Raw genomic sequence first — 25,343 nt, forward strand, 5'->3', positions numbered from 1 at the left:
TCTTTATGGGTACATTGCCGGAATGTCCGTCTTGAAGGCATTCCGGCATGACGTCCCGTCGTCCATCGTCGTCTTCCTGATCGCCATCCCGCTCTCGCTCGGCATCGCCGCCGCCTCCGGTGCGCCGCTGCTGTCCGGGCTCATAGCGGCGGTCGTCGGAGGTGTGGTGGTGGGCCTGCTCAGCGGGGCGCCGCTGCAGGTCAGCGGGCCCGCGGCCGGGCTCACGGTGATCGTGGCCGGGACCATCGGCGATTTTGGATTGGCCGGCACGGCCGCCATCGTCGCGCTGGCAGGTGGCGTACAGATACTTCTTGGCGTCGCCCGCCTGGGCCGCGCCGCCCTCGCTCTCTCGCCCGCCGTCGTGCACGGCATGCTGGCCGGCATCGGCCTCGTCATCGCGCTCAGCCAGATCCACGTGCTGCTCGGCGGCGACGCCCAGAGCGAGGCCTGGAAGAACCTGCGCGACCTGCCCGCCCAGATCGCCGGCGGCCACGGCGTCTCGACACTGCTCGGCGTGCTCACCATCGCCGTCCTGCTGTTCTGGCCGCGCCTGGTGAAGACCTCCCTGCTGCCGGCCGCCCTGGCCGCGGTCGTGGTCACCACCGCCCTGGCCGCCGCGATCGGCGCCGACGTCAAGCGGGTCGACCTGCCCGACCGGCCGCTCGACGAGCTGATCTTCCCGCGCTGGCCGGACGCCGGACTCGGCCCGATCGCCGTGGCCGTGCTGACCATCGCCCTCGTGGCCAGCGTCGAATCCCTGCTCTCGGCCGTGGCCGTCGACCGCATGCACGACGGCCCGCGCGCCGACCTCAACCGGGAACTGGTCGCCCAGGGCGTCGGCAACACCGCCTCCGGCCTGCTCGGCGGCCTGCCGATCACCGGCGTGATCGTGCGCAGCTCGACCAACGTGGCCGCGGGCGCCCGCACTCGGATGTCGGCCGTTCTGCACGGCCTGTGGATCGCGGTCTTCGTGCTGCTGTGCGCGCCGCTGCTCGAGACGATCCCGATGGCCACGCTGGCCGCGGTGCTGGTCGTGGTCGGGTTGCGGCTGATCAGCCTGGCCCAGATCCGCACCTACATCCGGCACCGCGAACTGCCGACGTATCTGATCACCGCGGTCGCTGTGGTGGCGACCGACCTGCTCACCGGGGTCGCGCTCGGGCTCGGGGCGGCGGTGCTGACGATGCTGTGGCGGATCGTCCGGTGCGACGCCCGGGTCGTGACGGCCGGGCCGGGGGAGTGGACGGTCACGATCAGCGGCACGCTGGCCTTCGTCGGCTCGGGCCGGGTGATCCGCACCCTCGCCCTCGTGCCGCCCGGGCACCAGGTCACGGTCGAGCTGCACCTCGACTATCTCGACCACGGCGCGTTCCAGGTGATCGACGACTGGCGCTCGAACTACGAGAAGGCGGGCGGCACGGTGACCGTGCGCGAGACCAACGACGGGTGGTTCTCGCGCGCGACGAGCGGCCGGCTGGGCGACGGCAAGACCGCCCCCGCCCGCCGCTTCGGCTCGTGGACGCAGTGGCAGGACCGTGACCGCCAGCGCCGCGACGCCATGGGCGCCGGAATCCGCGAGTTCGAGCGCAGCGTCGCCCCGCTGGTACGCCCCCACCTGGCCGGCCTGGCCCGCGACGGGCAGCAGCCCGAACAGCTCTTCATCACCTGCGCCGACTCCCGCCTGGTCCCCAACCTGATCACCACCAGCGGCCCCGGCGACCTGTTCTGCGTGCGCAACGTGGGCAACATCGTCCCGCCGTCCGGCGGCGCCGACGTCTCGGTGGGGGCGGCGATCGAGTTCGCCGTGAGCGTGCTCGGGGTGGGCACGATCACGGTCTGCGGCCACTCGGGGTGCGGAGCGGTGCGAGCCCTGATGAAGGGCGGCTTCGGCGAGGACCAGGCGCTGGGCAGTTGGCTGTCGCAGTCCGGCGTGGACTTCTCGGACTGTGCGGACGAGGAGCGCTGCGTGACGGCCAACGTGGCCCAGCAGCTGGCGAATCTGCGGACCTATCCGGTGGTGCGCGAGGCGGAGGCGGACGGGCGGCTGACGCTGACCGGCCTCGTCTTCGACCTGGCCGAGGCCCGGATGTACACGGTCTGCCCGGTGCGCGGAGTCCGTGAGCCGCTGCCGGTCAACGCGAGCTGAGCAGCCGGCCGGCCCCCGCGCCCGCGCCTCGCAGGTCGGCCAGCGCTGCCGGTCGCCCCGTGACGGCCATCGCGAGCTCTGCCGGCCACCGGCTCAGGCCGCCGAGCTTTTACTCAAGAGCTCCGCGAGGGTCGTCGCGGGGTGCCCGGTCAGGTCGGGGACGGCCGTGCTCACCGCCGCCAGCTCGCCCTTCGCGATCGCGGTGTAGGTGCTCACCCACGCCTCGACCTGCCAATCCGGCGCGCCGTAGGAGGCCCTCGACGCGTACGCCTCGGGAATCGACTCGGCGTGATAGCGGACCTCCCGCCCGGTGGCCGCGCCGATCTCCGCCGCGACCTCGGTCAGGCTCAACGCAGCCGGGCCGGTCAGGTCGTACGTACGCCCCTCATGAGCTCCCGGGTCGCGCAGCACAGCCAGTGCGGCGTCCACGATGTCGTCCTGAGCGACGACCGCCGCCCGCCCGTCCCCCGCCGGTCCGCGGATGACGCCGTCCTCGCCCACCATGAACGGCAGGAAGTCGGCATAGAGGTTGTCCCGCAGAAACGTGAAGGCGAGCCCGCTGTCCCGGATGTGCTCCTCGGTGGCCCAGTGATCGCGGGCCAGCGTGAACGAAGCATCGGCCGCCGCCCCCATGAACGACGTGTAGACCACGTGCCGCACCCCCGCGAGCACGGCCGCATCCACAAAACTCCGATGCTCCGTCACCCGATCCGGCGTCTCGGCCGCCGACACCATGAACACGGTCTCGGCTCCCTCCAGCCCCCGCCGCACAGCGTCCCCGTCCCGATAGGCCGCCACAGCCACGTCAGCGCCCTCGATATCCGGTGCCCGCCCGGCATCCCGAACGAGCAGCCGCTTGGCCCCGTTCAGCCTGCGAGCCACCCGCCCGCCCAACCGCCCACTGGCCCCCGTGATCACGATCAAACTCATCCCCCTTTTGTACGCCGCCCAGCCGTCCGCCGCCCCGCGGACGCTCAGCCGTTCACCGCCCGCGGACGCTCAGCCGCCCGCCGCCTCGGGACGCTCAGCCGTTCACCGCCTCGGGACGCTCAGCCGTTCACCGCCCCGCGGACGCTCAGCCGTTCACCGCCCCGTGGACGCTCAGCCGCCCGATTGCCGAACCTGAACGACGTCGGCCGTTCGGGCGGATCTTGAGCGCGGACGGTCTACCCGGTCCCGTTCGGGCCGCGGAGCGTCGAGAAATCCGATTTGGTGACCTTGACCGTTCAAGGGCGTTTGTCGGCGGGCTCTCCGCGACCGCCCCACGCGCGGTGGCACCGTCTCCGTTGACAGCAGGAACGAAGGAACATGATGAGCGCTTCTCTCCGGCGTGGAATGGCCAAGCGGCAGGTCGCAGTGGCAGCGGTCTATCTGGTGGGCGGACTCGCCGGCCTGTCGACGGGCCTGCTTCCGGCCGCCGCAGCGCCCAAGACGACCATCCCCGGGAACGGCACCTACGTGGTCAACAAGGACTTCCAGGCCGGCGTCTACCGCTCGGTCGGCAACAGCGCCTGCTACTGGCAGCGCGCCACCAACACCACCGGCGCGACGAGCAGCATCATCGCCAACGACATCGGCGACGGCCAGCGGATCGTCTACGTCAAGCCCACCGACAAGGTCTTCAAGACCAGCGGCTGCAAGCTCTTCACCCGCGTGACCCCCGCCGCCATGAGGACGAAGTCCACCAGGACGACGATCCCCGGCAACGGCGTCTACTTCGTGGGCTCCGACTTCGTCCCCGGCACCTACCGCTCCTCCTCCAACAAGGAGTTCTGCTACTGGGAACGATCCCGCTCGGCCGACGGCGCTTCCAGCAACATCATCGCCAACGAGATCTCGCAGGGCCAACTGCTGGTCACCATCCCGCCCGGCGGCATCTTCAAATCCAGCAGCTGCACCACGTGGACCAAGATCGCCTGACACGACCCAGGGCCATCGGTGGCGAGGCGCCGCTCGGGTAGAGCGGCGCAGGCCGTCGGCGCGTCGGCGCCGGCCGGTGGACAGGCCTGCCTGGGGTGGCGATGGCCAGCCCGCCGCGCCGGCCGTGCCGCCGGTGATGATCGCGGCCACCGATCAGGAGCCGAGGTAGCGCAGGACGGCCAGGATGCGGCGGCTGTAGCCGGTGGTGTCGGCCAGACCGAGCTTGTCGAAGATGGCGTTGACGTGTTTCTCGACGGCGCTCTGCGAGACGAAGAGGCGGTCGGCGATGGCGGCGTTGGTGTAGCCCTCGGCCATGTGGCGCAGGACGTCGCTTTCGCGGGCGGTGAGCCGGCTCAGCGGATCGGTGTGGCTCGTCGCGGACATCAGCTGCCGCACGACCTCGGGGTCGAGCGCCGTGGAGCCGGCGGCGACCCGGTCCAGGGCGTCGAGGAAGTCCTCGACCTGGGCGACCCGGTCTTTGAGGACGTAGCCGACGCCCTCGGAACGGTCGGCCAGCAACCGGGCGGCGTAGCGCTTCTCGACGTACTGCGAGAGCACCAGCACGGCCATGCCGGGCCAGCGGCGGCGGATCTCGAGCGCCGCGCGCAGCCCGTCGTCGGTGTTGGTGGGCGGCATGCGGACGTCGGTCACCACGATGTCGGGCTGGTGTTTCCCGACGGTCTCGACGAGCTGATCGGCATCGGCGACCGCCGCGACAACCTCGTGGCCCTCGTCGCCGAGCAGCCGCACCAAACCCTCGCGCAGCAGCGTCGAATCCTCGGCCAGCACTATGCGCACGGCAACAACCGCCGAACCGCCGAGAGGCGCCCGTCGCGGAGCGGGCTATGGGGGTCGCGGCGGGTCGTCTCGGGTGCGGGGAGGCGTTTGAACTCACGCGGGGCAAGGCTGGGTCGCGGGGCAAGGCTGGGTCGCGGGGCAAGGCTGGGTCGCGGGGCGTTGCCGGTGCGGGAGGTCAGTGGCATGGCAGCGTCACCTGGATCGTGGTGCCGCCGGCCTCGGGGCTGGTCAGGGTGAAGCGGCCGTCGAGCGCGGCCACGCGGCGGGCCAGGCCCTGCAAGCCGCTGCCGGTGGGGTCGGCGCCGCCCTGGCCGTCGTCGCGGAGCACCATCGCGATCTCTCCGTCGTCGCCGGTGATGTCGATGTGGATCACGGTAGCGCCGGAGTGCTTCGCGGCGTTGGTGATGGCCTCGCAGGCCACGAAGTAGAGCACGGTCTCGACCTGTGGCGGCGGTCGATCGGCCAGGCGGTAATCGATGCGGACGGGAACGGCCGAGCCGTGCGCGACCATGCCGAGCGCGTCTTCGAGAGTGCCGTGGTCGAGCGCCGACGGGTAGACGCGCCAGGCGACCTCGCGCAACTCGTCGAGCGCTCGCTGCGCGTCGTCGTGGGCCTGGCCGAGCAGCCGGGTCGCCTGCTCGGGATCGTGGCTGCGGCGGGCCCGGCCCAGCATCATGCCGAGCGCGACGAGCCGCTGCTGAAGTCCGTCGTGCAGGTCGCGCTCGATGCGCCGGCGTTCCGCGTCGACGGCTGCCATCACGCCCGCCCGGGTGGTGGTGAGCTCGGTGATGCGCTGCTCGAGATCTTCGCGGCCGCCCGGTTCGAGCAGGTTGCCGGCGAGCCACCGGTCGAGCCGCAGCACGCTGGCGACGGCCTGGATGTTCAGGGCCAGCAGCGCCGACCCGATGACGATCTGCATGACGAGCTCGGCCCCGCTCATCTGCCCGGTGAGGACGGCCTGCGTCACGATGCCGGCCAGCACCAGCCCGACCAGGAGCAGCCCGGCAGCGACCGCCCCGAGAGCGGCCGGCAGCAGCCGGGCGACGAGGTAGCCGAGCATTCGCGGGGCATCGGCGCTCATGGGTGGAAGCGACAGCCGGCGCAGCTCCCAGGCGACGATCTGCCGAGCGCTCTCGAGCACACCGGCCCGGCCCCGTGACCGCCACGCCAGGCCGGCCACGATCAGGAAGAGGACCTCGCCGGCGCCGCTCAGCGCCCCGAGCGACACCACGGCCAGCGGCTGCCCGGCCCGGATCAAGAGGCGAAGCCCCCGGCTCATCGCGTGGTCGCCCGGGCGGGCGGCCAGGTCGGAGCCCGCCGGCCCGGACGGGTGAACGCGAGGAAGCATCTCGGTCACCGTACGCGATGGCGGCGAGTCAGGCGGACGGCGACGAAGGCGGCCACGGCCACCGCGCAGGCGACGATCACGGCCTTCTGGAAGGTGGAGGCGTAGGCCTCGACCTCGTGCCAGTTGGCGCCCAGGTAGTAGCCGGCCAGAACGAAGGCCGAGTTCCAGATCAGGCTGCCCACGGTGGTGCAGAGCAGGAAGACGGGCAGCGACATGCGCTCGACGCCGGCCGGGATGGAGATGAGGCTGCGGAAGATGGGGATCATGCGGCCGAACAGCACAGTCTTGGGGCCGTGGCGATGGAACCAGGCTTCCGTCCGGTCGATGTCGCTCAGCTTGATCAGCGGCAGGCGGGCGGCGATCGCCCGCAGCCGCTCGCGGCCGAGCAGCACGCCCGCGTAGTAGAGGGCGACCGCGCCCACGACCGAACCCAGCGTGGTCCAGGCGATGGCGCCGATCAGGCTCATCCGGCCCTGGCCGGCGGCGAAGCCGGCCAGCGGCAGGATCACCTCGCTCGGGATCGGGGGGAACAGATTTTCCAGCGCCACGGCGAGGCCCGCACCGGGCCCACCGAGGCGTTCCACGAGGCCCGTGACGAAGCCGGTGAGGCCGCCGTCGGCTGCATACGTCGAGGTCATGGCGAAAACGCTAGGGATCGGCGGTCGGCTCGGCCATGAAGCCGGCCGCCGAACTCACCTGCGGAAAACCACACCCCGATTCGGGCGCCGGCCCCAGTCCGGCCGACCGGCCGAAGGAGCAGAGTGGCGAGCGGGAGGGGCAGGTGAATCCGCGAGCGGGATCGGATCGTGGCCGAATCGATCCTGAGGGCCCTCCGATCCGTATTTCAAGGCGAGCGGAAATCGTGGGACGGCGGTCGCAGCGAAAGTCTTCGATGTCCGGAGGTACTGCGGACAAAGACTCCGGCGGCACTACGGACGAAGACTCCGGCGGCACTACGGACGAAGACTCCGGCGGCACTACGGACAAGGACTCCGGCGGCATTACGGACAAAGGAGCTGGTGGGGATGAGATCCGACGAAGGGAAACCGCGCATCAATTCGGCAGATTGGCACAGTGATCACCGGGTCGGATGCGGGCGATGGTGACGGTAGTGGGCGATGAAAGGGCCAGCCGCCGGGTTGTCACGCACGAACAGGTGGTGCGGGCCGGGATCGAGCACTTTCTGAGCCGATCCACAATAGACATGGAAGAACTGGCCGTTTCCATGGCCATCAGCCGAGCCACGCTCTATCGGGTCGCCGGCAGCCGCGACGCCCTGCTCGACGACGTCCTGCGAGCGCTCACCGAAGCCATGTTCGCCGAATCCCGGGCGGCGCGCACGGCCGCGGGCTTCGACGGTGTGGTCGAGATTTCCCGGCATTTCGGCGAGCTGCTGCGGTCGCCCGTCCTCGAGACCTTTCTGCGCCAGGATCCCGAGGCGGCATCGCGAATATTGTTCACACCGGCCGGCGGCGTGCACGAGAGCGCGGTCGCCAATCAGCTCACGGTTTTCCGCGAGACCGGGCTGACTGACGAGTTGCCGCCGGACGCCGACCTTCAGCATCTCGCTTTTCTCTACGTCCGCATGGTCGGCGCGTTTCTCTATGCGGAGTTCTTCACCGGCAAGAAGGCGGATTTCGACGAACTCGTCCCGGCCCTGCGCTCCCTGTTGAACGCGGCCCTCTGACGGGTCAGCCGGGGATTCCGATTTCCGTGCGTACGGCGTAGAGCTCGGGGAAGAACGTCAGGTCGAGCGCCGCCTTGAGGAAGCCGACCCCGCTGGAGCCGCCGGTGCCGCGCTTGAAGCCGATCGTGCGCTCCACCGTCTTCAGGTGGCGGAACCGCCAGAGCTGGAAGTTCTCCTCGATGTCGACGAACTCTTCGCAGGCCTCGTACGCCTCCCAGAACTTCTCGGGGTCGTTGTAGATGCGCACGAACACCGGCACCAGGTCTTCGTTGTAGCGCCAGGGCAGAGTCACGTCGCGCTGCAGCAGCTCGCTCGGCACGTCGTGGCCGTGGCGGTGCAGGTAACGCAGGAACTCGTCGTACACGCTGGGCGCCTCGAGCGCTTCGGTCAGCATGGCCAGGGCGCTCTGGTCGTCGGTGAACAGCGACAGCATCCGCCTGTCCTTGTTGCCGAGCAGGAACTCGACCGCCCGGTACTGATACGACTGGAAGCCCGACGACGTGCCCAGGAAGCTGCGGAACTCGGCGTACTCGCTGGGCGTGAGCGTGGCCAGCACCGACCACTGCTCGGTCAGCGTGCGCTGGATGTGCTTGACCCGGGCCAGCCCCTTGAGGGCGGGGCGCAGGTCGTCCGCGGCGATCCGGCGGGTCACCGCACGCAGCTCGTGCAGCACCAGCTTGAGCCACAGTTCCGAGGTCTGGTGCTGCAGGATGAACAGCAGTTCGTCGTGGTGCTCGGGCACGCTCACCGGATGCTGGGCGTTCAACAGCTCGTCGAGGTGCAGGTATCGGCCGTACGAGAGGTTGACCTTGAAATCGCGGACGACGGAGTCCTCGATCGGCCGTTGGTCGCCTTCCACGGTAATTCCTCCTCAGATCCTCACCTGAAGAGAATCACACCAGCTCAGGCGTTCGCCAACGAGCCGTTGGCCAGGATCGGGCCCCAGTACGCCCAGTGCCCGTCGGAGCGGACGAAACGGCTGCGCTCGACCATGTCGCCGGCCTTGCCGTGGTCCTTGTAGTGGGCCCGGAACTCGACGATGCCCTCGGTGTCGAACAGGCCGCCGCCGGTGGACTCGATGATGTCGAGGCCCGTCCAGCGCAGCCGCGAGTCGGGTTCGATGCGGGCCGGCCGGGTCTTGGGGTGCCACGACCGGAGCACGTAGTCGTCGTCGTCGAGCGCGAAGGCCGAGTAGCGCGACCGCATCAGCGCCTCGGCGGTGGCCGGGGGAGTGCCGAGGTGGGCCGGTTCGCAGCACTCGGCATAGGGCAGCCCGCGGCCGCAGGGGCAGAGCTTCGTCTTCGACGCCATGCGCTCATTTTCTCAGGTCACCATCCCGTGCTGGACGGCGATACCGAAGCGCGTGGGACGCGACGTGGTCGGCGAAAGCGAATCGGGACACCGGAATGTCAGGCGAGCAGAGAGTGACGACTTAAACGCGTCAGCGAGCACGGCCCGCAATCATGCGGAACAACCTGCAAGACCGAACGGCGGATGGCGAACGTCATGAAAGCGCGCGTTCGAATTTTGCAGACATTTGACGTACGCTGCCTACGTGACCAAACGTCTGGCCGAGGTGGCCAAGAAGGCAGGCGTCAGCGAGGCGACCGTCAGCCGGGTGCTCAACGGTCGCAACGGTGTGAGCGAGGCGACCCGCGCGTCCGTTCTGACCGCGCTCGACGTCCTGGGCTACGAGCGACCGACCAAGCTGCGGGGCGAGCGCGGCCGGCTGGTCGGTCTCGTCCTGCCCGAGCTGCAAAATCCGATCTTCCCGGCGCTGGCCGAGGTGGTCACCGCCTCGCTGGCTCAGCGTGGCTTCACCCCGTTGCTGGCCGCCCGCACGATCGGCGGCGTCCCCGAGCGCGACTACATCGAGATGCTGCTCGACCATCAGGTCTCCGGGGTGGTCTTCGCCGGCGGCTCGTATGCCCTGGCCGATGCCGAGCACGGCCATTACCGGGCGCTGACCGACCGCCGCATGCCGGTCGTCATGGTCAACGCGGGCGTCTCCGACCTGGGTTTCCCGCACATCTCGACCGACGACGCGGTGGCCGTCGAGCAGGCGTACGGGCATCTGCGATCGCTGGGTCACGAGCGCATCGGCATGGTCATGGGCCCGGAGGACCACGTGCCCTCGCGCCGCAAGCTGGCCGCCCTCGAGGGCAAGGAGTTCCTGGTCGAGCGCACGAGCTTCTCGATGGAGAGCGCGCGCCTGGCCGCCGCCAAGCTGATCGACCGCGGCGTGACCGGCATGATCTGCGCTTCCGACGTGCTCGCGCTGGGCTCGATCCGGGCCGCCCGCCGGCTCGGCCTCGACGTGCCGGGCGACGTGTCGGTCGTCGGCTTCGACGATTCGGCCCTGATGACGTGCACCGACCCGCCGCTGACGACCGTCCGGCAGCCCATCGAGCTGATGGGCCAGTCGGCCGTCGACCTGCTCGTCAACCAGATCGAGGGCAGCGGCGTCGAGCCCGACGAGCTTCTCTTCGAGCCGGAGCTGGTGGTGCGCGGCTCCACCGGGCCGGCACGAAAGCGCGACTGACCAGCAAGTTTCTTACCTGAAGGGCGGGCCCTGCGGCCCGCCCTTTGTCGTGCGCGCCTACAGCGGGGCTAGTCGCGTTTTTTCTTTCTTCAGTCGGCTTCTTGCGGTGAACCGGTTGGACTTTGTATCGTCACGTCCACGAAACATGCGAGACCCAAGTCACACGATCACGCCTGACAACGATGGCCATGGATAACCGTTCCCGAAGGGATGGACAGATGTCCGTACCGCAGTACCGGAAGGCAGCGGCGCTCGCGCTCGTGGCCGGCCTGGGGCTCAGCCTCACGGCGTGCTCCACGAAGAGCGACGACGACGGCGGGACAGACGCTGCCGGCAAGGTCACCATCACGGTCGACTGCCAGCCGGTCGGCGCGCAGAAGGAACTGCTGGCGAACTGGAACGCCGATGTCGCGGAGTTCCAGAAGCAGAACCCCGACATCACGATCAAGAGCGTCAGCGTCGGCGAGCAGTGCAACAACCCGCCGGACTTCACGGCCCGCCTGGCCGGGGGCACGATGACCGACGTCTTCTACGGCTACATGACCGACCTGCAGCAGGTGCTCGACAGCGGTCAGGCCATGGACATCACCCAGTACGCGACCAAGGACACCATCCCGACCTGGGACAGCGTCGATCCCGCCCTCAAGGAGGTCTTCACCGAGGAGGGCAAGCTCTACGCCGTACCGGTGAAGAACTACTCGATGGGTCTGGTCTACAACAAGGCCCTCTTCAAGAAGGCCGGGCTCGACCCGGAAGCCCCGCCCAAGACCTGGGCCGAGGTTCGCGCCGCGGCCAAGAAGATCGCGGGGACCGGCGGCGGCGTCGCCGGCTACTCCGAATACAGCGCGGGAAACACCGGCGGCTGGCACTTCACCGCGCTGAACTACTCGCAGGGCGGCAAGATCCTCAGCGAGGACGGCAAGAAGGCCGAGTTCAACAACGCCCAGGGCAAGCAGGTCCTGCAGAACCTCAAGGACATGCGGTACGGCGACGACAGCATGGGCAGCCGTCAGCTGCTGCAGTGGGGCGACCTGCTGACCAACGCCGGCGCCGGCAAGGTGGGCATGTTCATCGGCGCGCCCGACGCGACCCAGGCGATCGTGAGTCAGTTCCAGGGCAAGTACGAGGACTGGGCCATGGGCCCGATGCCCGGTCAGGACGGCCCGGCCAAGGGCACGCTGGGCGGCGGCGAGGGCTACTTCTTCAAGAAGGACCTCACCCCCGAGCAGGTCAAGGCCGGTCTCAAGTGGATCGCCTACCAGAAGCTGACGCCGGGCAAGGGCCAGCTCGACTACGTGCGGGCGAAGCCGCAGAACTACCCGGTCGGCCTGCCCCAGCCGCTTTTGTTCACCAACGGTAGCGAGGCCCAGAAGCAGGAGCTCGAGCTGCGCAAGGCCAACGCGAACGTCGACACCGCGAACTTCAAGGCGTTCGAGGACAACCCGGTGCCGATCGTCGGTGAGCCCCGGAACGCGCAGGCCATCTACGCGGTCCTCGACTCGGCGATGTCCGGGGTGCTGACCAACCCCAACGCCAACATCGACTCCCTGCTCAAGACGGCCGAGACCAAGGTCAACCAGCTCCAGGCCGCCGGCAGCTGACCCCGGAGCGCGGGAGCCGGACCTCCGGCTCCCGCGCCCTCAACCCAGGAGCCCCAGTTGGCGATCATGACTGCGCCGGGCGTCACCACGCAGACCGCACCGGCGCCGGCCAAGCCCAGCGGCAAAGCCGCACGCCGAATCAAAGACAACCTCACCGGGCACGCGTTCCTGATCGGGGCGGTCGTCTGCTTCGCCCTCTTCATGTGGTACCCGATGATCCGCGGCATCGTGATGAGCTTCCAGCGCACCCGGCGCGGCGAGACCACCTGGGTCGGCTGGGACAACTACACCCGCATCGTCGCCGACCCCAGCTTCTGGATCGCCTGGAAGAACACGTTCCTGTTCACGATCCTGGCCCTCGTCGTCGGCTATGTGCTGCCGTTCTTCGTGGCGATCCTGCTCAACGAGTTCCGGCACGCCAAGGGCTACCTGCGGATCCTGGTCTACCTGCCGGTGATGCTGCCCCCGGCGTCCGCGCTCTTCCTTTTCAAGTACTACGCGTACGACCCCAGCGAAGCCGGCCTGTTCAACGCGATCCTCACGTTCCTGCACCTGCCGACCTCGGAATGGATGCAGTCGCCGACCATGACGATCCCGGCCATGGTGATCGCCTCGACCTGGATGAACCTGGGCAGCGCCGTGCTGATCTATCTGGCGTCGCTGCAGAACATCCCGGGCGAGCTGTACGAGGCGGCCGAGCTCGACGGCGCCGGCATCTGGCGCCGCATCTGGAGCGTCACCATCCCGCAGACCCGGCTCATCCTCGCGCTGCTGGCCATGCTGCAGATCGTCGCCACCATGCAGCTGTTCATCGAGCCGCTGATCCTGGCCAACGGCGCCGGCACCCAGGACTCGGCGACCTCGGTGGCCTACCTGATCTATCAGCACGGCTTCTTCCAGAACGACCTCAACGGCGCGGCCGCGCTCGGCGTGATCATGCTCATCGTGCTGGCCGCCTTCTCCGCCGTGTACGTGCGACTGACCACGAAACAGGACTGAGACCATGGCTGATTCCGGCACCCGGACCCTCATCTCGCAGGCCCAGCTCCGCCGCGGCCGCGGCAAGGTCATCTACTGGACGCTGCTCACGGTCGTGGTCCTCGGCTTCACGCTGGTCTTCCTGGGGCCGCTGTACTGGATGGTCACGGGGGCGCTCAAGTCGGGCCAGGAGATCGCGCAGACTCCGCCCACGCTGTGGCCGCACGATCCGCAGCTGCAGAACTACATCGACGCCTGGACCAACCTCGACCTGGCCAAGTTGATGTTCAACACGTTCTACTACGCGGCCGGCGCGGTCTTCTTCCAGCTCGTCTTCGACACCGCGGCGGCGTACGCCCTCTCGAAGCTCCGCCCGGCCTTCGGCAACGTGATCCTGGGGCTGATGCTGGCCACCCTGATGATCCCGGCCATGGTGCTGATCGTGCCGCAGTACGTGACGGCGATCGACCTGCCGATCATTCACGTCAACCTGCTCGACTCGCCGTGGGCCATCTGGCTGCCCCTGGTCGCCAACGCGTTCAACATCTTCCTGCTCAAGCGGTTCTTCGACTCGATCCCGGAGGATCTGATCGCGGCCGCGCAGGTGGACGGCGCCTCGCCGCTGCGGACGCTGTGGTCGATCATCCTGCCGATGTCGCGGCCGATCCTCGGCGTGGTGTCGATCTTCGCGGTGACGGCGGTCTGGAAGGACTTCCTCTGGCCGAAGCTGGTGATGCCGTCACCGGAGACGCGCACGCTCAGCGTCGGCATCTACGCCTTCTCGGGCGGCACGCCGCAGAACGTGGTGATCGCCGCCTCGGTCATCGCCGCGATCCCCACGGTGATCATCTTCCTGCTCTTCCAGCGAAACATCATGTCAGGCCTGACGACCGGCAGTCTGAAAGGCTGACGTAAACACACAATACGGGCGATCCAACAAGGGTCGTCGGACCCACTGTGCACAGAAAGCGGGTTTCCAGTGTCCGAAAAAGACTCCCAGTGGTGGCGCGACGCGGTGATCTACCAGGTCTATCCGCGCAGCTACGCCGACGCGAACGGCGACGGCGTCGGCGACATCGCGGGCATCCGGGACCGGCTGGGACACCTGCGCGACCTCGGCGTCGACGCGATCTGGATGAGCCCGTGGTACCCGTCGCCGATGGCCGACGCCGGTTACGACGTGGCCGACTTCCGCGACATCGATCCCGCGTTCGGCACGCTGGCCGAGGCGGAGGCGCTGATCGAGGAGGCGCACGCGGCCGGCATCCGCATGATCGTCGACATCGTGCCCAACCACATCTCCAGCGCGCATCCGTGGTTCAAGGCGGCGCTGGCCGACCCGGACGCGCCGGAGCGGGACTACTTCTGGTTCCGGCCGGGGCGGGGTGAGAACGGCGACGAGATGCCTACGGACTGGCGAGGGGAGTTCGGGGGCACCACCTGGACCCGTACGGGAGACGGCAGTTGGTATCTGCACCTGTTCACGCCCGAGCAGCCGGACCTGAACTGGGACCACCCCGACGTGCGGGCCGAGTTCGAGAGCATTCTGCGTTTCTGGTTCGACCGCGGCGTCGACGGCATCCGGATCGACTCGGCCGCGCTGCTGCTCAAGGACCCGGCCCTGCCCGAGGTGCTCGAGGGCAACCCCCACCCGTTCCACGACCTCGACGGCGTGCACGAGGTCTACCGGTCGTGGCGGCGCGTTTCCGACTCGTACGGCGGGGACCGGGCTCTCATCGGCGAGGTGTGGATGCCCGAGGTCGAGCGGTTCGCGAACTACCTGCGACCCGACGAGCTGCACGCGGCGTTCAACTTCGACTTCCTCGGCTGTGCCTGGGATCCGCGGCTGATGCGCGAGTGCGTCGACCGCACCCTGCACGCCCACGCGGCGATCGGCGCCCCGGCCACCTGGGTGCTCTCCAACCACGACGTCACCCGGCACGTCACACGCTACGGCCGTGTGGACACCACGTTCAGCTTCGACAACAACCTCGACGGCACCCCGGTCGACCTCGAACTGGGCACCCGCCGGGCCCGCGCGGCTGCCCTGCTGTCGCTTTCCCTGCCCGGCGCCACCTACATCTATCAGGGCGAAGAGCTCGGACTGTGGGAGAACGAGAACATCCCGCCCGAGGACTTCCAGGACCCGATGTGGGGCCGGCGCGGGCACAGCCGTGACGGCTGCCGGGTGCCGCTGCCGTGGACCGGCGACGAGGCCCCGTTCGGCTTCACCACCGCCACCCCCTGGCTTCCCCAGCCGGCGGAGTGGAAGGACCGCACGGCCCAGGCCCAGACCGGCGACCCCAACTCGATGCTGGAGCTCTATCGCTCCGCCATCGCGTTGCGCCGGGCCGAGCCCGGTCTCCACCGCGGCGGCATGGAGTGGCTCGACCTGAACCCGGCGGTGCTCGCGTTCTGCCGCGGTCAGGAATTCGCCTGTGTCGTCAACATGTCGGGCGCCCCCATCGCCCTGCCCGCGCACCAGTCCGTTCTGCTCGCCAGCAGCCCTCTCGACGGTGACCGCCTCCCCCAGGACACCGCCGTGTGGCTGCGCATGCGCTCGTAACACCCGGGGGCCGGCCACCTGAGAAAGGGATTCCCCATGGCCAACCGGACCACCCCACCCACGACGTCCGCGCCCGGCCACACCGGCTGGCCCGCCGGCCAGCTCTCCAAGTTCGAGGTCCATCCCTCCTGAGCCCGTCCAGCTCTGCCTCCTCGAAGAAAGGTGCGCTCCCGCATGTCCAGATTGAGACGACGACTTCTCGCCGCGTTCGCCGCGGCCGGCGTCGTAGCCACCGTCCTCGTTGTCCCCTCACCCGCGAACGCGGCCGGCCCCAACCTGGCCGCCGGCAAGACCTTCAGCGCGAGCAGCGTCACCGACGTCTACGGCGCGGGCAACGCCGGTGACGGCAACGCCAACACGTACTGGGAAAGCAACAACAATGCCTTCCCGCAGTGGCTCCAGGTCGACCTGGGCACCGCCACTCAGGTCAACCAGGTCGTCCTCAAGCTGCCCCCGGCCACGGCGTGGGCCACGCGGACGCAGACCCTGTCCGTCCAGGGCAGCACCGACGGCGGCTCGTTCTCGACCCTCAAAGCCGGTGCCGGTTACGTCTTCAACCCGGCCGGCGCCAACACGGTGACCATCGACTTCACCGCGGCGAGCGCGCGCTTCGTGCGGGTCAACGTCACCGGCAATACCGGCTGGCCCGCCGGTCAGCTCTCCGAGCTCGAGGTCTACGGCCCCGTCACGGGCGGCGACACCCAGGCGCCGAGCGTGCCCGGCAACCTGGCCTTCACCCAGCCCGGCGGCGACCAGATCCGGCTCACCTGGTCGGCCTCGACCGACAACGTCGGCGTCACCGGCTACGACGTCTTCGCCAACGGCGTGCTGCGCACCAGCGTGGCGGGCAACGTGCTCACGTACACCGACACGCAGCCGGCCAGCGCGACCGTGACCTACCAGGTGCGGGCCAAGGACGCCGCGGGCAACACGTCGGCGCTCGGCAACACGGTCACCCGCAACGGCACGTCCGTTCCGGGCAGCAACCTGGCCCAGGGCAAGCCGATCGAGGCGTCCTCGGTGGTGCACACGTTCGTGGCCACCAACGCGAACGACGGCAACACCGCGACGTACTGGGAAGGTGGCGGCTACCCGGCCACGCTGACGGTCAAGCTGGGCGCGAACGCGGCCCTGTCGTCGGTCGTGGTCAAGCTCAACCCGGACAGCTCGTGGGGCGCGCGGCAGCAGACGTTCGCGATCCTCGGACGCGAGCAGAGCTCGAGCACCTTCACGACGATCGTGGGCGCGGCGTCGTACTCCTTCAACCCGGCCTCCGGCAACACGGTGACCGTTCCGGTCAGCGCGACCGCGGCCGATCTGCGCCTGTCCTTCACCGCGAACTCGGGCGCCCCCAGTGGCCAGGTCGCGGAGCTGCAGGCGATCGGCACCGCGGCCCCCAACCCGGACCTGACGATCACCGGCACCTCGGCCTCGCCCGCCTCCCCGGTCGAGACCGACACTGTCACGCTCTCGGCCACCGTGCGCAACGCGGGCGGCGTGGCCAGCGCCGCTTCCAACGTCAACTTCTACCTGGGTACGACCAAGGTGGGCACCGCCACCGTCGGTGCGCTGGCGGCAGGAGCGCAGGCGACCGTCTCGGCCGGCATCGGCGCCCGGGACGCCGGCTCGTACCAGGTCGTGGCCAAGGTGGACGAGTCGAACACGGTCATCGAGTCCAACGAGGCCAACAACTCCTACACCAGCCCGGCGGCGCTGGTGGTCACCCCGGTCAGCAGCTCCGACCTGGTCGCCTCGGTGGTCAGCTGGTCGCCGGGCGCCCCGACAGCGGGCAACACGGTGACCTTCTCGGTCACCTTGAAGAACCAGGGCTCGGCGGCGTCGGCCGGTGGGGCCCACGGCATCACGCTGACGGTGCTCAACGGCTCGTCGGTGGTCCGCACGCTCACCGGCTCGTGGAGCGGGACGCTCGCGGCGGGCGCGTCGTCGCCGGCGATCAACCTGGGCACCTGGACGGCGGCCAACGGGCGCTACACCGTCCGTACGGTCGTCGCCAACGACGCCAACGAGCTGCCCGTCAAGCAGGCCAACAACACCAGCGAGAAGTCGTTCTTCGTGGGTCGTGGCGCCAACATGCCGTTCGACTTCTACGAGGCCGAGGATGGCCAGACCGGTGGCGGCGCCGCGGTTGTCGGCCCCAACCGGACGGTCGGCGACCTGGCCGGCGAGGCGTCCGGGCGCAAGGCCGTGACGCTGAACCAGACCGGGGCGTACGTGCAGTGGACCTCGCGGGCGGCGACGAACACGATCGTGGCGCGGTTCTCGATCCCGGACGGCACCACCAGCTCGATCAACGTCTACGTCAACGGCTCGCTGAACAAGACGCTGCCGCTCACCTCCAAGTACGCCTGGCTGTACGGCAACGAGGCGGCGCCGCAGAATTCGGGCACCGGGCCGCGGCACATCTACGACGAGGCGAACATCCTGCTGACCGGCTCGTTCCCGGCCGGCAGCACGATCAAGCTGCAGAAGGACGGCGCCAACAGCGGGGCCATCGCGATCGACTTCATCAACCTGGAGCAGGTCGCCCCCAAGGCCAACCCGGACACGGCCCGGTACGTCGTGCCGGCCGGATTCGACCACCAGTCCGTGCAGAACGCGCTGGACACCGCCCGCCAGGACTCGTCGAAGCTCGGCGTCTACCTGCCGGCCGGTGACTACCAGACGGGTTCCAAGTTCCAGGTGTACGGCAAGTCGATCCGCGTGGTCGGGGCCGGGCCCTGGTACACGCGCTTCTACACCCCGTCCACGCAGACCGAGACGGACGCCGGCTTCCGGGCCGACAGCACCGCCAACGGCTCGACGTTCGCCGACTTCGCGTTCTTCGGCAACTACACGATCCGCATCGACGGCCCCGGCAAGGTCTTCGACTTCGCCAACGTCGCCAACATCACGATCGACAACATCTGGACCGAGCACGTGGTGTGCCTCTACTGGGGCGCGAACACCGACAACATGGTCATCAAGAACACCCGGATCCGGAACACGTTCGCCGACGGCGTCAACATGACCAACGGCAGCACCGGCAACCTGGTCGACAACAACGAGGCCCGGGCGACCGGCGACGACAGCTTCGCGCTGTTCTCGGCGATCGACGCGGGCGGGGCCGACGAGATCAACAACGTCTACTCCAACCTCACGTCGATTCTGACGTGGCGAGCGGCCGGCATCGCGGTCTACGGCGGGTACGCCAATACGTTCAAGAACATCTACATCGCGGACACCCTGGTCTACTCGGGCATCACGATCAGCTCGCTGGACTTCGGCTACCCGATGAACGGGTTCGGCGCCGACCCGCCGACGGTCTTCGACAACATCTCGATCGTCCGGGCCGGCGGCCACTTCTGGGGCGCGCAGGTCTTCCCGGCCATCTGGGTGTTCAGCGCGTCGAAGGTCTTCCAGGGCATCCGGGTCTCGAACGTCGACATCATCGACCCGACCTACTCCGGAATCATGTTCCAGACCAACTACGTGGGCGGGCAGCCGCAGAACATCGTGAAGGACACCGTCTTCACGAACGTCACGATCACCGGTGCTCAGCGCAGCGGTGACGCCTACGACGCCAAGTCCGGCTACGGCATCTGGGCCAACCCGATGCCCGAGGCCGGCCAGGGCCCCGCGGTCGGTTCGGCGACCTTCACCAACCTGCAGATGAGCAACAACTACCGGGACATCGAGAACCCGACCTCCACCTTCACCATCATCCGTAATTGACCCTGGTGTGAACGAGGGGCCCGCGTCCGTCCATGCGGGCCCCTTCGGGTCGGCCCTGGCGTTCCGCCAGCGGCGTGCGCGTCGCTTGCGTACATTCGTCGGCGTGGAACGCATCGTCCTGCCCGACGGCCGCACGCTCGAATACCTCATCGAAGGCCCGCCCGGCGGCCTGCCGCTGGTGCTGCATCACGGCACCCCGTCCGGCGCCGTGCGCCAAGCCCCGGTCTTCGAATCGGCCCTGAAGCACGGCCTGCGTATCGTCGAGGCCAGCCGCCCCGGCTACGGCGGCTCGTCGCCGCACCCCGGCCGCCGGGTCGCCGACGTGGCCGCCGACACCGCCGCCCTGCTCGACGGCCTGAATGCCACCCACTTCGTCACCGTCGGCTGGTCCGGCGGTGGCCCGCACGCGCTGGCCTGTGCCGCCCTGCTGCCCGGCCGTTGTGTCGGCGCGTCGACCATCGCCGGCGTGGCCCCCTACGAGGCGCCCGGTCTCGACTGGCTCGCCGGCATGGGCGAAGAGAACATCGCCGAGTTCGAGGCGGCCGCGGCCGGCGTCCAGCCCCTCGACACATTCCTCACCGACATGGCCGGCGACCTGGCCCGAGTCACCGCCGACGACGTGGTGGCGGCCTTCGGCGACCTGCTGTCCGAGGTGGACAAGCAAGCCCTGACGGGCGGCTTCGCCGACTACCTGGCCGAGTCGACCCGCTACGCGGTCTCGGCCGGCATCGCGGGCTGGCGCGAGGACGACCTGGCGGTCCTGGCCGACTGGGGCTTCGCGCTGGCCGACATCCGCGTGCCGGTCGCCATCTGGCAGGGCGAACAGGACCGCATGGTCCCACCCGCCCACGGCCACTGGCTGGCCCACCACGTGCCCGGGGCCGAGGTGCACCTGCGCCCCGACGAGGGTCACCTGTCCCTGATAGCCAACTTCGACAAAGTCGTCGACAACCTGCTTGCTCACATCTCCGTCTGAGTCAGGCCGGGCCGCCGTCTTCCGAGGTAAGGCACGGGTCGGCGAGCCAGAACCTCGGCCAGACGGTCCACAGGCCGCAGCATCTTCGCAGCCCCAGGAGCGAGGTACTCCGCAAGCTCGTAGATGCGCTGGTGATCCGCCTCGAGATGCCGCATGTGAACGGGCTCGTGATGCATGACTCGGTTCCTGAACATACGTAGATGCTCCAGATGTGCGTGTATCTCGCGCCGTGGCCCGCGATAGCCCGGGCGGAAGGCACGATGGAGAGCCGGCCGCCACGTGACCTCCTCGTTGTCGCGGTTGAGCAATGAGACCCAGAAGCCGAGGGGCATCGCGGCGACAACGTCATCGGAGGTCGGCTCATGGCGGCATGTTCGATTGAGCCTCCGTCGAGCGCCGGCGATGAGGAGCGCGCCATCACCGGCCAGCCGGGCGACCGTCCACCACGCGGATCTTACATAGTGGCTGGTCAACTCGTTGTGGAAAGCGTTGCGCAGGAGAACCTCGAGAAAGTTGAGCGCTGGATGGAGAGCCGACGACACCTCGATGTTCCATCGATAGAGCGCCAAAGCCAGTGCCTCGTTCCCTCCGCAGTCCCGGACATACGGCCGGAATCGCGGCACAGAGAGGAATCGCTTGACCCATTCGGCGTCGGGCTCAGACCGGGACACGTGATGCCTCCGAGGTTCGTAGAAGAGCTCGACGTCGTGCTAACGTTGTCAGTGCACGCCCCGGGACTCGCCTCTGCTTCGCATGCGACCCGGGGTAACGTCTTTTCTGGCGAAGTTCCTGGTCGGCGGGTCGTTGAGAGTGTGAGGCAGGGCGCACCGATCCGCCTGATCGCATCGTCAACCACCTCATGGTGACTAGTCGCTTGAACACTGGTCGTAGGTACTCTAGTCTCTTGCCCAGTGTCGCGGTGAAGTGGCAGTCGTGCGCTCCGGGATTCGCCTCTGCTTCGCATGCGACCCGGGGCATAGTCTTGCGGCAGTGTGGTTACAGCTACGACGGAGCGCGCGCCCTCCCGGATGGGTGAGCGCGCGCTTTGTTGTCGGGCGGTCAGACCTCGACGGGGGAGAGCTCCGGCAGGGTCTCGGGGCTTCGCTCGGGTTCGGGAGCGGTCTTGCGGGCGGTGGGTACCAGCAGGGCGACCAGGAAGGCGGCCGCCGCCACGAAGGTCAGCACGAGGAAGGCCTCGGTGTAGCCGGATTCGGCGGGCAGGCCCTGGGGGCCGGGGTGGCTGGTGATGATCGAGCTGACCACGGCCGTGCCGATCGAGGCGCCGATCGTGCGGATGTTGGTGTTCATGCCGCTGGCCACGCCGGTCTGGTGGCGGGGGACGCTCTGCACGATCAAGTTGACCAGGGACGAGTAGACCAGACCGAGGCCGATGCCGAAGACGCCGCCGGCCACTGCCACCTGCCAGGGTGCGTCGTGGCGCAGGGCCAGGGCCAGCGTGGCGATCGTGCTCAGACCGGCGCCCCACAGCAGTTGCGCCTTGCTGCTCGCCCAGCGGGTGAGCGGGCCGCTCAGCGAGCCGAAGACGGCCATCGTGACCAGCATCGGCAGCATCAGCAGGCCGGCGCCGGTGACCGTGGCGCCGAAACCGAAGCCGGACTCGCGGGGGAGTTGCATCAGCTGAGGCAGGAAGGCGAACACGCCGAACATCGCGGCCCCGAAGAGCAGGGCGACCAGGTTGGCCGTCCACACCGCGGGCAGGCGCATCATGCGCATGTCGATCAGGGGCTCGGACGACCGGAGTTCGGTCAGCAGCCACGCGGTCAGCAGCACGACCGCGGCGGCGAGGAAGCCGAGCGTGCGGGCCGAAGCCCAGCCCCAGGCGGTGGCCTTGCTCAGCGGCAGCAGCAGCGCGACCAGCCAGCCCGACAACAGGGCGGCCGACAGCCAGTTGACGCGGCCGGGGGTGCGTACCGGGGAAGCTGGAACCAGCCGCCAGGCCAGCAGTCCGACCACGATGACGACGGCCAGCGGCAGCCAGAACAGCCAGCGCCAGTTCAGCGCGCCGACGATGGGGCCGGCCAGCACGATGCCGAGGCCGCCGCCGGTGGCGATGACCGCGGCCAGCACGCCGATGGCCGAGGTGACCCGCGCGGGCGGGAACTCGTCGCGCAGGATGCCGAACGAGACGGGGAAGATCGCGCCGCCGAGGCCCTGGATGACCCGGGCGATGATCAGGACGGTGACGTTGGGGGCGACCGCGGCCAGCAGGCAGCCGACGGCGATCGCGGCCAGCGCGACCAGCAGCGCCCTGTCCTTGCCGGTCATGTCGGCGATGCGGCCCATCAGCGGGGTGGCGACCGACGCGCTGAGCAGCCACGCGGTGAGCACCCAGGTGACCGTGCCGGGGGAGGTGTGCAGGTCCTGCTGGATCGTCGGGAGGACCGGCGTGACCAGCGACTGCATGAGCGAGAAGGCCGCCGCGGCGGCGGCCAGGACCGCGAAGGTGGTTCGCGGCGAGCGCTGGTAAAGTCGAGGCATGCCTCCAGATTAGTGGAGGGGTGCCTCCGGTTGGCAAGCCGGTTATCTGTGAGGAGTGTCTCCATGGCGGTTGCCGTACGCCGTCCGCAGCGTGCCGACGCGCGCCGCAACTTCGAAGCACTGCTGGTCGCGGCGCGCGAGGCGTTCGCCGAGAACGGCACCGAGGCCTCGCTCGAAGACATCGCCCGGCGCGCCGGCGTGGGCATCGGGACGCTCTACCGCAACTTCCCGACCCGGCAGGATCTGTTCGAGGCGGTCTACGTCGAGGAGATCAACCAGCTTGCCCGCGTCGCCGAGGAGGTTGCCGGCCGCCCGCCGTGGGAAGCGCTCACCGCCTGGCTCGACCAGTTCGTCTCGTACGTCGGCACGAAGCGAGCGGTCATCGAGGCGCTCAACCGCGAGTCTGAGATGTTCCGTTCGTGCCGCGCGACCATGTACGAGGCGGGCGAGCCGCTGTTCACCCGCGCCCAGCAGGCGGGCGAGGTGCGCGCCGACGCCAGCTTCGACGACCTGTTGCGCCTCGTCGCGGGCCTGACCTCGGGCACGTACGTCGATGACGTCCAGCGCGACCGCGTGCTCGGCATAGCCCTGAGCGGCCTGCGAGCCTGACCCGCGGACAAGCCCGAGGGGCCCGCGCGCCCGCCCAGGGCCGCCCGGGTTCAGAGCCTGATCGTCTGCCCGCTCCGCGCGCTTTCGCGGGCCGCGTCGAGGACGGTCATGTTGCGCACGACGTCGGCCGGGTCGACCGGCAGCGGACCCTCGCCCCGCACGGCCGCCGCGAAGGCCGGGTAGTAGAGATCCCAGCGGCCGCGCTCGCTGCGCACCCGCGTGCCGTCGTCGCCGCGGTAGATGTGGCCCCACTTCGCCTCGGGCTCGACGCCCCACCCGTCGCCCAGGGCGGCCGGCGACAGGCCCGCCTTGAGCGCGGCCTCTTGGCTGTCGACGTCGGCCACCACGAACGTGCCGGTGGTGCCCGCGACCCGGTAGCGGGGGCCCGGCGCGCCCTGGCGCCAGCTGCCCCACAGGTGTGACTCGACGCCGTTGACGTGGTGCAGCGCGAGGAAGAAGTCGTCGTCGAGCTCGCCGCTGCCGCGCACCTCGGCGTAGACCCGGACGGCCGGCCCGTTGAGCAGCAGGGCCTGGTCGACCAGGTGGGAGCCGAAGTCGAGCAGCGTGCCGCCGCCGGCCGGGCCGGGCTTGCGCTCGGGCGCCCAGCGTTCGAAGCGCGACTCGAACCGCCGGACCGTGCCGAACTGCCCGTCGTCGATGAGCCGTCGCAGCGTCCGGAAGTCGGAGTCGTAACGCCGGTTCTGATAGACGCTGAGCAGCACGCCCTTGGCCTTGGCGGCGGTGACGACCTCGCGGGCGCGCTCGGCCGTCAGGGTGAACGGCTTGTCGCAGACGACGTGCAGCCCGTGCGCGATGGCCTCGAGCGCGAGGTCGGCGTGGGTGGTGACCGGCGTCGAGATCGCCACCGCCTCGGCGCCGCCCTCGGCCAGCGCGGCGATCGAGTCGAACGCGGTTGCCGCGGGGTGCTGCTCGGCGAGCTGCTTGCGGCGTTCCTCGTTCGTGGTGACCACGCCGAGGAACTCGACGTTGGCCGCCGAGGCGATCAGGGGAGCATGAAAGGTTCGCCCACCCGAGCCGTAGCCGACCAGCCCGAACCGCACCGCGTCACTCATGTCTCGAAACCTTGCCACATGCGCGCACTGTTCCCGCACGCTGCCCCGGGGCCTGTGGACAACGCGCATCGCGCCGGACCGGGCCTGTGGACAACTTGCGGTCTGCCGACTGGCGCTGTTCTAGGGTGACTGAGTCATAGCGGTGTAGAACCTGAAGTTCTACACTCTTCATTATGGAGCGTATTGGAGTGCGGGAGTTGAACCAGAACACCAGCCAGGTTCTCGCTCGGGTCAGCGGGGGTGAAACCGTCGAGATCACCGATCGGGGGCGCCCGATCGCCCGGCTCGTTCCGGTCGGCGACGACCACAAGGCTCTGGCGAAGCTGGTGGCCACGGGTCGGGCTGTCGCTCCCACCGGTGGCGGGCCGGTTCCTCTTCCCCCGAAACTCGGCGGCGACGACGTGGATGTCGCCGCCGCCCTCGCCGACATGCGCGAAGAGGAACGCTGGTGATCTATCTGGATTCCGCCGCCGTCGTCAAGCTCGTCCGCCAGGAAACGCACAGTGCCGACCTTGTCGCCTGGCTCAACTCGCACGACGACGCGCCCCTGGTTTCCTCCGCCCTCGTCGAGGTAGAGGTGCCCCGAGCCCTGCGGCGGTCGGCGCCGCAGGCGATGATCGGTGTCCCCGCCGCCGTCGGGCGACTGTTCCGGCTCGAGATCGACTCCACGATCCGCGCGACGGCGGCCGCTTTCGCCGAGCCGGCGCTGCGCAGCCTCGACGCCATCCACCTCGCCACCGCGCAGGTTCTCACCAACGAGTCGGGGTCGGCTCTCACCGCCTTCGTCACCTACGATCGCCGGTTGCTCGAGGCGGCCAAGGCCGCGGGGCTGCCCGTCGCCAGTCCGGGTCAGGACTGATCGGCGAGG

22 protein-coding genes are annotated in these 25,343 nt (G+C 69.3%); 13 read left to right on the forward strand and 9 right to left on the reverse strand.

Going from position 1 to position 25,343, the window contains the following annotated elements; all coding sequences use genetic code 11:
* The first annotated feature begins 22 nt into the window (after window positions 1–22).
* Complete coding sequence (locus tag LXN57_RS12950; protein WP_251798307.1) at window positions 23–2,146, forward strand: SulP family inorganic anion transporter; 2,124 nt, start codon at window positions 23–25, stop codon at window positions 2,144–2,146.
* Window positions 2,147–2,239: 93 nt separating this feature from the next.
* Here LXN57_RS12950 and LXN57_RS12955 read toward each other — a convergent pair whose 3' ends face one another.
* Window positions 2,240–3,076, reverse strand: coding sequence for an SDR family oxidoreductase (locus LXN57_RS12955; RefSeq protein ID WP_251798308.1), 837 nt, complete (start codon window positions 3,074–3,076; stop codon window positions 2,240–2,242).
* Window positions 3,077–3,457: 381 nt separating this feature from the next.
* On the opposite strand from LXN57_RS12955, the gene LXN57_RS12960 reads away from it, so the two are divergent.
* On the forward strand, window positions 3,458–4,066 hold the full coding sequence (locus LXN57_RS12960; RefSeq protein ID WP_251798309.1) for an Rv1352/Rv1906c domain-containing protein: 609 nt from the start codon (window positions 3,458–3,460) through the stop codon (window positions 4,064–4,066).
* A gap of 153 nt (window positions 4,067–4,219) precedes the next feature.
* Here LXN57_RS12960 and LXN57_RS12965 read toward each other — a convergent pair whose 3' ends face one another.
* The 3 genes from LXN57_RS12965 to LXN57_RS12975 form a co-directional block, all read right to left on the reverse strand.
* Complete coding sequence (locus tag LXN57_RS12965) at window positions 4,220–4,864, reverse strand: response regulator (RefSeq protein WP_251798310.1); 645 nt, start codon at window positions 4,862–4,864, stop codon at window positions 4,220–4,222.
* A 175-nt stretch (window positions 4,865–5,039) separates the two neighbouring features.
* Window positions 5,040–6,212, reverse strand: coding sequence for a sensor histidine kinase (locus LXN57_RS12970; RefSeq protein WP_251798311.1), 1,173 nt, complete (start codon window positions 6,210–6,212; stop codon window positions 5,040–5,042).
* A 5-nt stretch (window positions 6,213–6,217) separates the two neighbouring features.
* Window positions 6,218–6,850 carry a DedA family protein gene (locus tag LXN57_RS12975; RefSeq protein WP_221382150.1) on the reverse strand — a complete coding sequence of 211 codons (633 nt, stop codon included), beginning with the start codon at window positions 6,848–6,850 and terminating at the stop codon, window positions 6,218–6,220.
* 452 nt (window positions 6,851–7,302) lie between these two features.
* Between LXN57_RS12975 and LXN57_RS12980 the strand changes: the two genes are divergently transcribed.
* Window positions 7,303–7,899 (forward strand): QsdR family transcriptional regulator, encoded by a 597-nt coding sequence (locus tag LXN57_RS12980; RefSeq protein ID WP_251798312.1) that lies wholly within the window; start codon window positions 7,303–7,305, stop codon window positions 7,897–7,899.
* Window positions 7,900–7,903: 4 nt separating this feature from the next.
* On the opposite strand, the gene LXN57_RS12985 is transcribed toward LXN57_RS12980, so the two are convergent.
* Window positions 7,904–8,758, reverse strand: coding sequence for a tryptophan 2,3-dioxygenase (locus LXN57_RS12985; RefSeq protein WP_251798313.1), 855 nt, complete (start codon window positions 8,756–8,758; stop codon window positions 7,904–7,906).
* Window positions 8,759–8,802: 44 nt separating this feature from the next.
* Complete coding sequence (locus tag LXN57_RS12990) at window positions 8,803–9,210, reverse strand: YchJ family protein (protein WP_251798314.1); 408 nt, start codon at window positions 9,208–9,210, stop codon at window positions 8,803–8,805.
* 244 nt (window positions 9,211–9,454) lie between these two features.
* On the opposite strand from LXN57_RS12990, the gene LXN57_RS12995 reads away from it, so the two are divergent.
* The 7 genes from LXN57_RS12995 to LXN57_RS13025 all read left to right on the forward strand — a co-directional run bounded on the left by LXN57_RS12995 (window position 9,455) and on the right by LXN57_RS13025 (window position 20,294).
* Window positions 9,455–10,441 (forward strand): LacI family DNA-binding transcriptional regulator, encoded by a 987-nt coding sequence (locus tag LXN57_RS12995; protein WP_251798315.1) that lies wholly within the window; start codon window positions 9,455–9,457, stop codon window positions 10,439–10,441.
* 218 nt (window positions 10,442–10,659) lie between these two features.
* A complete protein-coding gene (locus tag LXN57_RS13000; RefSeq protein WP_251798316.1) occupies window positions 10,660–12,042 on the forward strand; it encodes an ABC transporter substrate-binding protein in 1,383 nt (460 codons plus the stop codon).
* 57 nt (window positions 12,043–12,099) lie between these two features.
* The gene (locus LXN57_RS13005) at window positions 12,100–13,041 is read left to right on the forward strand and encodes a carbohydrate ABC transporter permease (RefSeq protein WP_251798317.1); all 942 of its coding nucleotides are present in this window, start codon (window positions 12,100–12,102) and stop codon (window positions 13,039–13,041) included.
* Between the two features lie 4 nt (window positions 13,042–13,045).
* On the forward strand, window positions 13,046–13,930 hold the full coding sequence (locus tag LXN57_RS13010) for a carbohydrate ABC transporter permease (RefSeq protein WP_251798318.1): 885 nt from the start codon (window positions 13,046–13,048) through the stop codon (window positions 13,928–13,930).
* Between the two features lie 69 nt (window positions 13,931–13,999).
* Complete coding sequence (locus LXN57_RS13015) at window positions 14,000–15,586, forward strand: glycoside hydrolase family 13 protein (protein ID WP_251798319.1); 1,587 nt, start codon at window positions 14,000–14,002, stop codon at window positions 15,584–15,586.
* 174 nt (window positions 15,587–15,760) lie between these two features.
* Window positions 15,761–19,318 carry a galactose-binding domain-containing protein gene (locus tag LXN57_RS13020; protein ID WP_251798320.1) on the forward strand — a complete coding sequence of 1,186 codons (3,558 nt, stop codon included), beginning with the start codon at window positions 15,761–15,763 and terminating at the stop codon, window positions 19,316–19,318.
* Between the two features lie 103 nt (window positions 19,319–19,421).
* Window positions 19,422–20,294 (forward strand): alpha/beta fold hydrolase, encoded by an 873-nt coding sequence (locus LXN57_RS13025; protein WP_251798321.1) that lies wholly within the window; start codon window positions 19,422–19,424, stop codon window positions 20,292–20,294.
* On the opposite strand, the gene LXN57_RS13030 is transcribed toward LXN57_RS13025, so the two are convergent.
* Complete coding sequence (locus LXN57_RS13030) at window positions 20,279–20,965, reverse strand: hypothetical protein (RefSeq protein ID WP_251798322.1); 687 nt, start codon at window positions 20,963–20,965, stop codon at window positions 20,279–20,281. The genes LXN57_RS13025 and LXN57_RS13030 overlap by 16 nt on opposite strands.
* A 388-nt stretch (window positions 20,966–21,353) precedes the next feature.
* Window positions 21,354–22,793: an MFS transporter gene (locus tag LXN57_RS13035; RefSeq protein WP_251798323.1), complete on the reverse strand. Its 1,440-nt coding sequence runs from the start codon at window positions 22,791–22,793 to the stop codon at window positions 21,354–21,356.
* A 63-nt stretch (window positions 22,794–22,856) separates the two neighbouring features.
* Between LXN57_RS13035 and LXN57_RS13040 the strand changes: the two genes are divergently transcribed.
* The gene (locus LXN57_RS13040) at window positions 22,857–23,402 is read left to right on the forward strand and encodes a TetR/AcrR family transcriptional regulator (protein ID WP_251798324.1); all 546 of its coding nucleotides are present in this window, start codon (window positions 22,857–22,859) and stop codon (window positions 23,400–23,402) included.
* A gap of 50 nt (window positions 23,403–23,452) precedes the next feature.
* Here LXN57_RS13040 and LXN57_RS13045 read toward each other — a convergent pair whose 3' ends face one another.
* On the reverse strand, window positions 23,453–24,475 hold the full coding sequence (locus LXN57_RS13045) for a Gfo/Idh/MocA family protein (protein WP_251798325.1): 1,023 nt from the start codon (window positions 24,473–24,475) through the stop codon (window positions 23,453–23,455).
* Window positions 24,476–24,648: 173 nt separating this feature from the next.
* Here LXN57_RS13045 and LXN57_RS13050 point away from each other — a divergent pair, with 173 nt between their 5' ends.
* Both LXN57_RS13050 and LXN57_RS13055 read left to right on the forward strand, forming a co-directional pair.
* Window positions 24,649–24,927: a type II toxin-antitoxin system Phd/YefM family antitoxin gene (locus LXN57_RS13050; protein WP_251798326.1), complete on the forward strand. Its 279-nt coding sequence runs from the start codon at window positions 24,649–24,651 to the stop codon at window positions 24,925–24,927.
* The gene (locus tag LXN57_RS13055; protein WP_251798327.1) at window positions 24,924–25,334 is read left to right on the forward strand and encodes a type II toxin-antitoxin system VapC family toxin; all 411 of its coding nucleotides are present in this window, start codon (window positions 24,924–24,926) and stop codon (window positions 25,332–25,334) included. Before LXN57_RS13050 ends, LXN57_RS13055 begins: the two co-directional genes overlap by 4 nt.
* The last annotated feature ends 9 nt before the right edge of the window (window positions 25,335–25,343 follow it).

The organism is Paractinoplanes hotanensis (assembly GCF_023717965.1).
Taxonomy (GTDB): domain Bacteria; phylum Actinomycetota; class Actinomycetes; order Mycobacteriales; family Micromonosporaceae; genus Actinoplanes; species Actinoplanes polyasparticus.